Source organism: Fibrobacter sp. UWH9, from assembly GCF_900129715.1.
Taxonomy (GTDB): domain Bacteria; phylum Fibrobacterota; class Fibrobacteria; order Fibrobacterales; family Fibrobacteraceae; genus Fibrobacter.
On sequence record NZ_FQWP01000002.1, the window covers coordinates 18,083 to 31,182 of the forward strand.

Consider the following 13,100-nt stretch of genomic DNA (forward strand, 5'->3'; position numbering starts at 1 on the left):
AATATGGACATTCGAATCCACCTTGTCATGGACAAATTGACAACGGCAAAATATTTACAAGCGCTATAGGAAACGCGGCTTCGCCCATACTATGGGAAATCGGGAAAAAAAAGCTATCTTTACAAAAAAAGTTAAAGAATCGTAAGACATGAACCGTTTTGAACTCATAAAGACTTCCAAGAAGTCCAAGGCACGTCTGGGAGTGCTCCACACGGACCACGGCGACATCCATACGCCGATTTTTATGCCCGTGGGCACCGAAGCTACCGTAAAGTCGGTAACGCCCCAACAGCTGAAGGACCTGAAGGCCGAAATTATCCTGGCCAACACCTACCACCTCTACCTGCGTCCCACAACGCCGAAAATCGCCGCTGCCGGCGGCATTCACAAGTTCATGAGCTGGGATCGCCCGGTTTTGACCGACAGCGGTGGATTTCAGGTATGGAGTCTGAAGGATTTACGCAAGATTAAGCCCGAAGGGGTGGAATTCAGAAGCATTCTGGACGGTTCCAAGCACTTTTTCAGCCCGGAAACCGTCATGAAGGCCCAGCGCGAGATCGGCGCCGACATCATTATGGCCTTCGACGAGTGTACGCCCTACCCCAGCACCGAAAAAGAAGCTCAGCACAGTCTGAATTTCACGCTGAAATGGACCAAAGAGGCCATGGATTGGCTCAAGGCCAACCCGGAAATCCACGGTTACGAGCAGAAGTTCTTCGGAATTGTGCAGGGCGGCATGCATAAACACCTGCGTAAGCAGGCAATAGAGCGCATCGCGGAACTGGAACCCGACGGATTTGCCATGGGCGGCCTCTCTGTAGGCGAGCCCACCGAAACCATGTACGAAATCGCTGATTTCTGCACCGACTACCTGCCTAAGGACCATGCCCGCTACGTGATGGGCGTAGGAACCCCCTGGAACCTGCTGGAATTGATCGGCCGCGGCGTAGACATGTGCGACTGCGTCATGCCAACCCGTAACGCCCGTAACGGAATGCTGTTCACCAGCGAAGGCGTCTTGCGTTACAAGGCCGCCCGCCACGCCGAAGAATACGACAAGCCGGTGGACCCAAACTGCGACTGCTACTGCTGCCGCAACTTCAGCCGCGCCTACCTGCGCCACCTGCACCACGCCGGCGAATCTTTGGGCTTTACCCTGGCCAGCATCCACAACCTGCACTTCTATCTGCACCTGATGCAAGAGGCAAAGGACCACATCGCAGCCGACGACTTCGAAGAATGGAGCAAGGCCAAGATCGAGGTTCTGCAGCGAAATCTGGAATAACGATACTGACAAAACCTTTATAGGCATCGTATATTTTTTATATTTGCCCGCGAAAAATTTGAAAACAGGCATCAAACCCGAAGGTGATTATGCAGGACTCTTCCGCAATGGATAAAGCCGCTCAGGCAGAATTGGATCGCATCAACGCGCTCCCCACGGTGACTCTGAAAGACAAGATGGCTATTCCGCCCCAGCGTGGTGCAGAACTTCCCCATCGCGAATACCGCACAACCATGGACGAAAGCACCAAAACCATGTCTCTGGCACAGGCTCGTCTCGAAGCTAGCCGTTGCATGGACTGTAAGAAGCCGTTCTGCACCGCAGCCTGCCCCATCAGCATGCCCATCCCCCAGTACCTGAAGTTGCTGGCCGGTGGTAACATCGAAGGCGCTGTGGAAATGATCCGCGCCACTTCCCTGCTGCCCTCCATCTGCAGCCGCGTCTGCCCCCACGAAAAGCAGTGCCAGTCCAGCTGCGCCATGGGTCGTACCCTGAAGGATATGAACAAGGGTATCCATATGGGCGAAACCGAACGTTTCTGCATGGACTACGAACGCGAACACATGGGCGGCAAGAAGGTTCCTGCCATGGCCCCCTCCACTGGCAAGAAGGTTGCCGTTATCGGTTCCGGTCCTGCAGGTTTCTCTGCAGCAGTAGACCTCCGTACCCTGGGCCACGATGTCACCATTTTTGAAGCCTACGACTTGCTGGGTGGCGTGCTCCGTTACGGCATTCCTCAGTTCCGTCTGCCCAAGGACATCGTTGACTACGAATACAGCATTCTCCCCAAGATGGGCATCGAAATCAAGACCGGCGTTACCATCGGTAAGGATATCACCATCGAACAGCTGAAGAAGGACTTTGACGCCATCTTCATCGGTAACGGCGCTGCCCAGGCTCTCAAGACCGGCGTTCCCGGCGAAGACCTGAAGGGCGTCTACACCGCCGAAGAATACCTGAAGAAGGGCAACCGCGGCGTTGAAATTGAATCCGGCAAGCGCGTTATCGTCGTTGGTGGTGGCAACGTGGCTATGGACGCAGCCCGCATGGCATTCCGTCTGGGCGCCGAAGACGTCCGCGTGGTCTACCGTCGTACTCTTAACGAAATGCCCGCCTGCAAGGCAGAACTCCGCGAAATCCTGAACGAAGGCGTGGTGGTTATGGAACTGCACAACCCCGCCGAATTTATCGCCGACGAAAACGGTCACGTCAAGCAGGCTAAGTTGGACCTGTTCCAGCTGGGCGAACCTGATGAAGCTGGCCGTCCCCGTCCGGTGAAGATCGAAGGCCAGAGCGAAACCATCGACTGCGATACCGTGGTCCTGGCAATCGGCAGCAGAGTTTCCAGCGAAATCAAGGACACCACTCCGGGTCTCGACACCAATCGCAACGGTACCTACATCGTCCGCGCCGAAGATTCTTGCGAAACTTCTGTTGACGGAGTATTCGTCGGTGGCGACGCCAAGCACGGACCTCTCACCGTGGTGATGGCCATGAAGACTGGCCGTGACGCTGCAGTCCAGATCCATAAGGCTCTCGTCGGTTAATCAAAAGGTTTGCGGGACCTACCCGCAGTTCCCCAAAAAATTTTAGAGGTTCCGCACAAAGGCGGAGCCTCTTTTTTATGCCCAGTCCAATCCTAGGCCGCCAAGAAAAAAGCGTACCGCACCCCATACTGTGCAGAACGCTTTCCCGGGACCGGATTCACATACCCTACGCGTCGTCCGATCCCTAGGCTACTTGTCGCAGCGTAAATTTTACGGCATCGCGATTTTACTGTTTGACGATTTTGCGTTGGAACGTCTTACCGTCGGCCACCAGGCGTACCAGGTATATGCCAGGCTGCAGATGACTCAGGTCATAGCTGACCCCGCCGGGCATTCCGTTCAGGCGCACCTTACGGCCATCCATACGGACCACATCCAGTCGGCGGATTTCGCTAGCGAACACATCCAGACGGCATTCCGAGACGTTATACATCAAGGGGTTTCCGTTGGCGGCAACCGTGGCAGAGAATCCAGTTTCTTCACCTTCGGAAGGTTCATCCTTAGAAGGTTCGTCCTTGGAGCCGGAAGAGGCGGGACCGTCTTCGGCAGGTTCGCTGGAGGAAGCCGGATCGTCGCTGCTGGAGGAGCCCGGCTCATCGGCGGAGGCATCAATCTTAACAGAGATCAGGAAGAGGTTAGCGGAATCGCCCTTGGTAATGGAATGCTTACCGGCAGCCAGCTTGACTTTTACAACGCCTGCGGTGGCAGTATACTTTTCACCATCGATCTTGATCCCCTTAGCGAAATCACCGTTGAAAACCAGAGTCACTTCAGCAGACTTGGCCAGCACGAATTCAACAGATGTAGCCGTTTCAATCTTGAGGCAGCGGGTCAATTCGGCACCGTTGTAAGACACGGTTCCCTTGCTGGTAGAAAGGTTTCCGAGGAATTCGAAGTAGTCGCTGCTGGCTCCTTCTTCGGTAAAGTTATGCACCAGGTCTGCAGAAATAGACTTCAAGTCGGAACTTTCATCAACGGGATCGTCTGCAGGCGCTTCGACGGTGGCAGAGGAACTGTTAGGAACAACGCCGCCAGAGACACTGCTGGAACTGGCCACAGTCGCACTGGAGGAAGGTTCAACAGAAGCACTGGAAGAGGGGCTGGATGCGGTTCCCGAAGAGGAGTTGGGAACGATCGGAGTCACGACAACCGCGCCATCACCCTGGATAGACTTGACGCTACCGGTATAGGCCACCAGCTTATTTTTCAGAGCCTGGTTCACAGCATAGAGGGCATCGTCTTCGGCGGTAAAGGTCCACTTGAAATCACCGCCATTGATACGGCCTGCATAGGCCATCACATTAGCCTTGGCGTCATCCGGTTCATCGGCAGTATACTTGTACATGACCGAGGTATTCACGTCGAAGTTGTTGTACTTGTTGCCACCAGACTTAGAAACAACAGTGGCAGGAACCTGTTCGTCGCGCTTGCTCACCACGTAGGCGTCGAAGTCGGTCTTGGTATTGATGGAGCCAACGGCAGTTCCGTCAACGCCCTTCAGGCGGTAGGTGGTTGCGCCGTAAGCGATGAAGGTACCGCCTTCTGCAAACTTGTTATTGTAGGCCTTGATGGTTCCGCCCGCTTCCTTGCTGAAGGTAGCGTTAACGGTGGTGCTGGTGGTAGTACCGGCATAAAGGTCGGAACCCTGCATAGAAGTGAGCATGGGGAACTTGCAGTTACGGAAGTAGTTACCTTCCATGAACACAGAGGAACCCAAGGTAGAGCCCGCACCGTACTTGGCATTGCCATCGTAGTAGTTGTTGTAGACGTGAGCGCTGTAATAACGCACGCGAGGATGACGGCTATCGGAATGGTCGTACCAGTTATGGTGATAGGTAATGTAGTAGCCGTCGGTAGTTCCTTCGGAAAGGCCCAGCAAGTTGGACTTGCCGTTATCCCAGAAGTGGTTGTAGCTGAAGGTGACGTAAGTAGACTTCTTGCAGTCCAGGGCTCCATCGCCCTTCACCTGGTCCGCATCGGAACCGGCATCGCCGTAGAACATATCGTTGTTGTGGATCCAGATGTACTGGTCGTTCTGCTGAAGACCGATGTTGTCGCCTTCGGAACTGTTCACGTTCATGACGCCCATATTGCGGACTTCTACGTTCTGGGCGTTCTTGATGCGGATACCCCAACCGTTTGCGGTAGCATCTTCGCCAATACCTTCAATGGTCACATAGGAATCTTCGGAAGAGCCCAAATCAATGAGCATGTCGCCTGCCACCAGGGAATCGGAGTCCGTCACGTTACCGATAAAGCGGAAGTCGAAAGGACGAGTTTCGTAACCCTTCTTCATGCAGTTCAGAATGCCCTGGAAGCTCTTGCAAGTGGTCTTCGTGCCCTTGGAATTGGTCACCACGTCGGCGGTCACCTTGTTCTTGGAATTTTCGGAAACATACACCACCACGGCACCGCTCTTGAGAGTACCGTCGGTATTGTAGGCCCCAGGAACGCGGCCATTGCTAAAGGCAAAACCGGTGCGGTCATGAGCCTTCACAGAAACCGTCTTGGATTCGGCAGCCCCTTCGGCACCATTCACCACGGGAGCAATCTTCAAGGTGTGTGAGCCTGCCTTCAGGCCGACCACGTCAGCACGCATATAGGAACCGTAGCTACGAATCAGCGGATCATCGATCTTGGTTCCGTCCACATAGACATTGTAGCTGGAGGCACCGGAAACAGGCTGCCATTCCGCATAGGCGGATTCCAGCCAACCGGCAGCGGTATTGACAGTCAGCGCCGAGGCGGAAGCGGCAAGGCCCAGCACTGCGGCAGAGAGAGAAAGAAATTTGCAATCCATAAACATCCCTTTTTTAAACCTTGAGAACGGGCACCATCCCGTTGTTCTCATTTTCTTTCTCAAATATAATGTTTATTTTTTAGAAAAGCAATATAAAAATTCTGATTTTTAAACAAAAATAAAGATTTTCAATATAAGAATGTTCTCAAAATCATTCAAAAGCATCATATTTTGCACCTTTCTACCCAGCCCTTTCTTTTTCAAGGTCTGCATAAATCTATTTTTGCATCAATCATATTTGAACCAAGGAGTTCCCATGGAACCGCTGCTGCACCAGTCCCTCGCCCACATGTTCTTCGCTACCTGCGACAGAGAGGATTTCCCCGGCTGGTACCACAGAAAACACGAACAGTGGATTTATTTCTCTAGGCAGCAACTCGCCAGAGATACCCGCTCCTTGGCCCTTGCGTTCAAGAACCGCGGAATCAAGGAACACCAGAGTATCGGCATCGTAGCCAACAGCTGCCCTGAATGGATCATGACGGACATCGCATCCCAGCTGAATCACGCCCAGGTGGTCCCCCTGTTTCCCAACATTTCCTCGGACAATTTCAACTTCCAGTGTGATGACTCCGACGTCCAGATTCTGCTGCTGAACAACGTAAACGAACTGGACCAGGCCATCAAGGACGTCCTTCCCCGCTTTAGCGTGGTCATCTGCATCGATCCGGCATCCGACTGCCCCGACAACGGCGTCTACTGGCACGACCTGATCCGCGAAGGCCAGGAACTGGCCAAGAAGCCCGAATCCTCCGCCTGGATCCAAAGTCAGCTGGAATCCATCAACCCCGACGACCTGTTCAGCATCATCTACACCAGCGGTTCCACCGGACGTCCCAAGGGTGCCGAACTGAGCCACCGCAACATGCTGGCGCAGATTCAGACCATCAGGCGCGATGTTGTCGCCCTGAACCACAACGACGTAGGTCTCGTAGTGCTGCCCGTGGCCCATGTGCTGGAACGCATGACCACCTATTTCTTTATCCTGAACGCCACAAAGGTATTCTTCGCCGACACCCCCAAGAACACCGCCCTCCTGATGAAGGAAGTCAAGCCCACCGTCATGATGGTGGTCCCCCGCATTCTGGAACGCGTCTACGAAAGCATGACGGCCGCCGGCGAAAAGTGCCACGGTTTCAAGCGTTGGCTGATTAACCGCGCCGTAAAGATTGCAAAGATTGAGGACCCCACCAAGCGCCCCAGCATCGCCCGCCGCATTTACGACAAACTGGTCTACAAGAAAATGCGCGAAGCCATCGGCGGCAAGTTCCGCCTGATCGTCTGCGGTGGCGGCGCCCTGAACAAGTCCATCTGCCGATTCCTGCTGAACGTTGGCATCAACATCTGCGAAGGTTACGGCCTTACCGAATGCGCCCCCGTGCTCACGGTGAACACGCCCAAGTGCATCCGCCCCGGTAGCGTGGGCATCCCCCTTGCCTATCTGGACGTAAAGATCGGCGAGAACAGCGAAGTCCTGGCCAAGGGCGACAGCGTTTTCAAGGGCTACCACAACATGCCCGAAGTAAACAAGGAAATCTTTACCGAAGACGGTTACCTCAAGACAGGAGACCAGGGATCCTTCGACGAAGACGGCTACCTGTTCTTGATCGGTCGCATCAAGGAACTGCTGAAGACCAGCACCGGCAAGTATGTAAGCCCCAACCCCATCGAGCTTGAAATCAGCCGCCACCCGCTGGTGGAACAGGCCCTTGTCATCGCCAACGACCGTAAGTTCGCTTCTGTGCTTATCTTCCTGAACCCCATCAACGCACGCCGCTTCCTGAACCGCACCAAGGACGAATTCGATATCAACCGCGCTCTGGAATCCAAGCACATCAACGAGGCTCTGGAACGTCACATCACCCGCATCAACAAGAAGCTGAACCATTGGGAACAAATCCGCAAGTGGACCCTCATTGGAGACAGCCTCACCGTTGAATCAGGCTTGCTGACTCCCACCCTCAAGATCCGTCGCAAAGCCGCCGAAGAAATGTACAGCGAACAAATCGAAGAAATGTACAAGTAGCGGAGAGCGATGAGCAGCGAGCTGTGTGCTGCGAGCGGAAAGACTCGAGGCGCGAGGCTTGAGGTATCATCCTGAGCGAAGGCATGTAAGGCCGTAGTCGATATAGAATTATTAGCAATTTATTGCCTTACAATTCTTAGGTTCGAAGGAGCAGGATCTAGATACTAGATATGAGATATTGGACGTTTGACGTGGGACTTCTAACTGGATTAGTGAACAATGAATAGTGAACAGTGAAAGGCGCCTTGTATAGCCTTGAGTTTTCAGCTTTGAGACATGAGTTTTTTAATCGCGCCGAAGGCGCCTTGCGTCACCCTGAGGGCGCTCAGGGTCTCGTACATTTATGGGATTCTGGAACAAGTTCAGAATGACAATCCACCCAGCACACCTCTTTCATATCTCATATCTCATAACTCATATCTCATAACTCATATCTCATAACTAAAAAAGCCAGGTTTTCACCTGGCCTTTTTTGCAAGGTCGACCTCATACCTCAAAGGAAGGCGAAGCCGACCGACCTCTTTGCCTATTAGAAATGGATCACGCGAACCTTGATGACCTTGGGCAGCTGAGCCAGCTTGTCCTTGATGGAATCATCAATGGAGCTTTCGATGTCGATCAGGTTGTAACCGATCTTGCCGTTGCTCTTGTTGGAGAAGGAGGCAATGTTGATGCCTTCTGCACCCACAACCTTGGTGATTTCAGCGATCATGTTGGGAACGTCTTCGTTAATCACCACAACGCGGGTCTTGATGCCCATGTGGGGCTTGTCCATGAGAGCCGGGAAGTTAACGGAGTTACGGACGCAACCGAATTCGATGTAGTCCTTCAGTTCTTCAACAGCCATGACTGCGCAGTTTTCTTCAGCTTCTTCGGTAGAAGCGCCCAGGTGCGGGAAGCACTGGATCTTGTCGTGCTGAATCTGCTTTGCATCCGGGAAGTCGCTGAGGTAACCCTGGAGAGTACCGTTGTCCAGCATTTCGTAGATGGGGTCCATTTCAACCAGACCGTTACGGGCGAAGTTCAGGATATGAGTACCCTTGAAGTTAGCCAGGTTCTTGCGGTTCAGGAGGTTTTCGGTAACGCCCTTGATGAACGGAACGTGAACGGTGAGGAAGTCAGAATTTGCGATCACGGTGTCGAGATCGGCAATTTCAACCTTGTTGGAAAGTTCGTGCATGTTCAGTGCGTTGGGATACGGTTCGTATGCGATCACGCGCATGTTCTTCCAACGAGCATAGTTAGCAACGAGAACGCCGATCTTGCCGAGGCCGATAACACCGAGGGTCTTGCCAGCCAGTTCAGAACCAGCGAACTTCTTCTTGCCGCTTTCAACAGTCTTGGCCATATCCGGATCATTGATGTCCAGAGCCTTGACCCAGTTTGCAGCCTGTGCAACATTACGAACAGCCATACCGAGAACGGTCATCACGAGTTCAGCAACAGCGTTTGCATTTGCACCCGGAGTATTGAACACGCAGACACCCTTAGCGGAAGCCTTGTCGATAGTGATGTTGTTAACACCAGCACCGGCACGAGCCACAGCCAGGAGGCCGTCAAACTGATCAGTATCAACCTGAGCAGAACGGACAAGAATTGCGTCCGGATTTTCGACGGTATCAGAAACCTGATAGTAAGCTCCAAACAGGCTGAGGCCCTTCTTGGAGATGTTGTTCATAGTCTTAATAGTTGCCATGATTTATTCCTTGTAGTTTATGTTAAAAATTCTTAGTGGCTAGTGGTTAGTGGTTAGTGGTTAGTGGTTAGTTTTATAATCGCGGCGTAGCCGCCTTACTTTTACTGTCTACTAACCACTGTCTACTAATCACTTCGCTTCCGGCGCATCCACCCAGCGGCCACGTTCCTTGATGAGAGCTACCAATTCTTCGATGGCATCTTCTTCGGGAATGTTCTTCTTGACTGCGGTCTTTCCTTCGAACAGGGTAATGCGGCCGGGACCACCACCCACGTAACCGAAGTCAGCGTCTGCCATTTCACCCGGGCCATTCACGATACAGCCCATAATGCCGATAGACAGATCCTTCAGATGACCAAAGCGGGCCTTGATCTTACCCATCACTTCCTGGATGTTGTACAAAGTACGGCCACAGCTGGGGCAGCTAATGAAGTTGGTCTTGCTGCGACGGCAGTAGGCAGCCTGCAAAATATCGAAAGCCAGTTCCACAGATTCCTTGGGGCTCTTGAAACCTTCGATAACAACAGCGTCACCGATACCGTCAGTGACCAGGCTACCGATGTCGGCAGAAGCACGGAGCATATCCTTCTCGGAGCTACCGATGTTGGCATAGAGCAAGATGGGATCCTTGCGGCCAGCGGCTTCCATTGCAGAAACCAGGGCGCGAACACCAGAAACCATGTTATCGCCAGTATAGCAGAACACGGAACCTTCCGGAACAGAAATAGGATTGGCGGCAAAGCCAGCAATATCCATGGGATCGTCAAAAGCCACAACAGGCTTGTCGGCCAGGCTGGCCACGGCAAATTCAGGACCGCGACCTTCAGAAGTCAGGCTGGCAGCATCGGAACGAACACCGACCTTGACCGGCTGAGCGCCACCGATTTCCACACCGTTAAGAACAACGGGCTTGGTTTCGCGACGAGCGTAGTGGTACGGATCCTTTTCGAGAATAGGCACATCGTAGCTTACCGGAACTGCGGGCAAGGCGCAAGCCTTGATCAGTTCCTGGGCAACGGGGACTTCGGCCACAGGATCTTCGGTCAGGGAGACGCGGATGGTATCGGCAAGACCGTCCATCAAGAGGGCACCAATACCTGCGGCAGACTTCATGCGGCCATCGGCACCGGCGCCAGCTTCGGTAACGCCCACATGGAAGGGGTACGGCTTGTAGTTTTCCTGCTTGATACGGGCAGCCAGCATACGGTAGGCAGAAATAGCCACGCGAGGATTGCTGGACTTCAGGCTCAGGACCACCTGGTCAAAATGTTCGGCTTCGCAAACAGCCAGGTATTCCATGACGGATTCCACCATGCCTTCCACGGTGTCGCCATAGCGGTAAATCATACGGGCAGAAAGGGAACCGTGGTTCACGCCAATGCGGATCACGCGGCCCAGACGCTTTGCTTCCTGGACGAAGGGAGTGAACTGTTCAGCCACCTTCTCCTTGCCTTCTTCGAACATGGCGTCAGTCTGATTTTCCAAAGTCAGGATGCCGGTATCAACGAAATTACCCGGATTGATACGGACCTTTTCAACCCACTTGAGAGCTTCGAAAGCAGCCTTGGGCTGGAAGTGGATGTCGGCAGAAACCGGCACCTTGCAACCAGCAGCACGAATGCGCTTCATGACTTCTTCCAGACCCTGGGCATCGGCCAGAGTGGGAGCGGTAATACGAACCAGGCCACAGCCAACCTTGGCAAGATCCAAGGTTTCCTGGACGGTCTTTTCAACGTCCTTGGGCTTGGTGGTAGTCATGGACTGAACTAAAATGGGGGCACCGCCCCCAATCAATGCATCACCAACACGAACCTGTACAGTTTCTCTACGGACTGCGTTAAAGCGGTCAGCAACATACGGAAATTCAGAAAACTTTGTCATATATAAGCAATTTAGGAAAAGTCGAGCGTCGCGGCAAAAGCGTTTTCGCTTTTGACATAACCGAGAAGCACTAAATGCGCTTGTTAAAGCGCCATTTAGGAAAATCCGCAATTATCGGCACATTCCAAATTACTTATGTAGAAGATTTGTAGTACTCTTCCAGCTTTTCACGACAGTTATAGAAGCACTTCCACAGCGACGGATCGAACTGGGAACCCATGCCCTTGGCGATAATATCAAAGGCATCCTCGAAAGAGAATTTTTCCTTATAGCAACGCTTACTGACCAGGGCGTCGTATACATCGGCCACAGCCATCACACGGGCTTCAAACGGGATATTCTCGCCACTCAGGCCCCTGGGGTAGCCCCTTCCGTCATAACGTTCGTGATGGAAACAGGCCACGTTCCTGGCGATGTTCACGAAAGCAGGAACCTCGATCTGTGAAAGGAGATTCTCGACAATGGCAGCACCCTTTTCAGGGTGAGTTTTCATCTCCTCGAATTCCTCGGGAGTGAACTTTCCAGGTTTTCTCAGAATCTCATCGTTAATGGCAATCTTGCCCAAGTCGTGCATAGGTGCGGCACTGACCAGAGCGTCGTAGAAGGTATCTTCATACTTGCGCTGTCGATCCTTACGCAGTTCATCAACAAGGATAGACACCACCTTGCTGGTACGCTTGATATGACCGCCCGTATTGCTATCACGGCTTTCAACCATGTTGGCCATGCCCACAATCATCTGTTCCTGGATAGACTTCAACTGGTTGGCGTTACTCTTCACCACAGTCTTCAATCGGGTATTGCTGTCGCCAAGCATCTGCACATAGTTGTGCAAATCCGTATCGTCCACAATCTTGAACAGGTTCACATAACGATCACGGAACACGTTGACCTTGCGAACATAACAGCGATAATGACGAACGCTAGACAGGTATTCCTTGGTATCCAGATAATCCCCGTCCCGCACTTCCCTCACCCACAATCTCAGGAAATCGATGGCAGCAGAACCCGAAGGCAGCAAGTGGTCTACGCGGCAATTTTTTAAGGCAGGAATGATCTCGTAGGCAATCTCGTTGCATCCCAAAAAACGGTATGACGAAGACACCAGAATATACCCATCCGTATTGTTTTTTTCAAGAACAGATAGAACGCTATGCCCGATGTCATAACTCTTTACACGGAAGCAAATGTATATCAGCGCCAGCTGGTCAAACACATAGACCGCAGGCATGATCAAGGTATCGATTTCCCAAAGGCGCGAAGAGAAGAACGCCAAAATCGTAGCAATATCGATAAGGGACATGGCCACAAGGCACTTAAAGGAAACGTTCTTCTTCTTGGCAAAGGCATAGATAAGAATGCTTACGTTGGCGATCAGGAACCCAAAAATCATCAGGTTGAACAAATCATGGCCAAAGCCATAAGTCGCCACATAGTTACCCACCCCTTCGAATGTCTGGACATACTCAATGGAGGTGTAATAAATATCGCTGAAACCTACCGTACACGACAGGCCGAATATTAACATCGTATAGGCATTCAGGATCGTGCGCACGAACTTGTGGATTTTAACCCGGCAGACATCGGCGACGGCATAGAACATGAACAGGGGCAGAAATACGGAACCCGCATAGTTGAACTTGTTGGCCACAATGGCTTCATCCACGTTGGTAGACAAGCCAAGCATCAAGTGCCCCATGCAGGACACCAATACCAAAAAGCTAATGAACGAATAATTGCCACTAAACTTTGGATTCAGATGCCAAATCGCCACCACATTCAAGGCGGCAATAATACACAAAACCAACAAACACGTAATAATCATACACAAAAACCCTACAATTGGCCAGGCGGTCTCTCTTAAA

Annotated in this window: 7 protein-coding genes; 3 read left to right on the forward strand and 4 right to left on the reverse strand. The window is 52.4% G+C overall.

Features of this window, described 5'->3' with window-relative positions:
* Nucleotides 1-148: 148 nt before the first annotated feature.
* Nucleotides 149-1,285 (forward strand): tRNA guanosine(34) transglycosylase Tgt, encoded by a 1,137-nt coding sequence (gene tgt, locus BUB94_RS01950; RefSeq protein ID WP_073156654.1) that lies wholly within the window; start codon nucleotides 149-151, stop codon nucleotides 1,283-1,285.
* Nucleotides 1,286-1,374: 89 nt separating this feature from the next.
* Nucleotides 1,375-2,832: an NAD(P)-dependent oxidoreductase gene (locus BUB94_RS01955; protein WP_073156652.1), complete on the forward strand. Its 1,458-nt coding sequence runs from the start codon at nucleotides 1,375-1,377 to the stop codon at nucleotides 2,830-2,832.
* 226 nt (nucleotides 2,833-3,058) lie between these two features.
* Here the strand turns inward: BUB94_RS01955 and BUB94_RS01960 are convergent, their stop codons facing one another.
* A complete protein-coding gene (locus tag BUB94_RS01960; protein WP_073156650.1) occupies nucleotides 3,059-5,632 on the reverse strand; it encodes a pectate lyase family protein in 2,574 nt (857 codons plus the stop codon).
* A 256-nt stretch (nucleotides 5,633-5,888) separates the two neighbouring features.
* Between BUB94_RS01960 and BUB94_RS01965 the strand changes: the two genes are divergently transcribed.
* On the forward strand, nucleotides 5,889-7,658 hold the full coding sequence (locus BUB94_RS01965; protein WP_073233764.1) for an AMP-dependent synthetase/ligase: 1,770 nt from the start codon (nucleotides 5,889-5,891) through the stop codon (nucleotides 7,656-7,658).
* 529 nt (nucleotides 7,659-8,187) lie between these two features.
* On the opposite strand, the gene BUB94_RS01970 is transcribed toward BUB94_RS01965, so the two are convergent.
* The 3 genes from BUB94_RS01970 to BUB94_RS01980 form a co-directional block, all read right to left on the reverse strand.
* Complete coding sequence (locus tag BUB94_RS01970; RefSeq protein ID WP_073156644.1) at nucleotides 8,188-9,354, reverse strand: phosphoglycerate dehydrogenase; 1,167 nt, start codon at nucleotides 9,352-9,354, stop codon at nucleotides 8,188-8,190.
* A 129-nt stretch (nucleotides 9,355-9,483) separates the two neighbouring features.
* Entirely contained in the window at nucleotides 9,484-11,235 is a 1,752-nt protein-coding gene (gene ispG, locus BUB94_RS01975; protein ID WP_073156641.1) for a (E)-4-hydroxy-3-methylbut-2-enyl-diphosphate synthase, read from the reverse strand.
* 133 nt (nucleotides 11,236-11,368) lie between these two features.
* On the reverse strand, nucleotides 11,369-13,060 hold the full coding sequence (locus tag BUB94_RS01980) for an HD domain-containing phosphohydrolase (protein WP_073156639.1): 1,692 nt from the start codon (nucleotides 13,058-13,060) through the stop codon (nucleotides 11,369-11,371).
* Nucleotides 13,061-13,100: the final 40 nt, after the last annotated feature.

Excerpts from the sequence above, each read along its gene's own strand:
- tgt (WP_073156654.1), top strand. The coding sequence starts at position 149 with ATGAACCGTTTTGAACTCATAAAGACTTCCAAGAAGTCCAAGGCACGT.
- BUB94_RS01965 (WP_073233764.1), top strand. The coding sequence starts at position 5,889 with ATGGAACCGCTGCTGCACCAGTCCCTCGCCCACATGTTCTTCGCTACC.
- BUB94_RS01980 (WP_073156639.1), bottom strand. The coding sequence starts at position 13,060 with ATGATTATTACGTGTTTGTTGGTTTTGTGTATTATTGCCGCCTTGAAT.
- BUB94_RS01960 (WP_073156650.1), bottom strand. The coding sequence starts at position 5,632 with ATGGATTGCAAATTTCTTTCTCTCTCTGCCGCAGTGCTGGGCCTTGCC.
- BUB94_RS01955 (WP_073156652.1), top strand. The coding sequence starts at position 1,375 with ATGCAGGACTCTTCCGCAATGGATAAAGCCGCTCAGGCAGAATTGGAT.
- BUB94_RS01970 (WP_073156644.1), bottom strand. The coding sequence starts at position 9,354 with ATGGCAACTATTAAGACTATGAACAACATCTCCAAGAAGGGCCTCAGC.
- ispG (WP_073156641.1), bottom strand. The coding sequence starts at position 11,235 with ATGACAAAGTTTTCTGAATTTCCGTATGTTGCTGACCGCTTTAACGCA.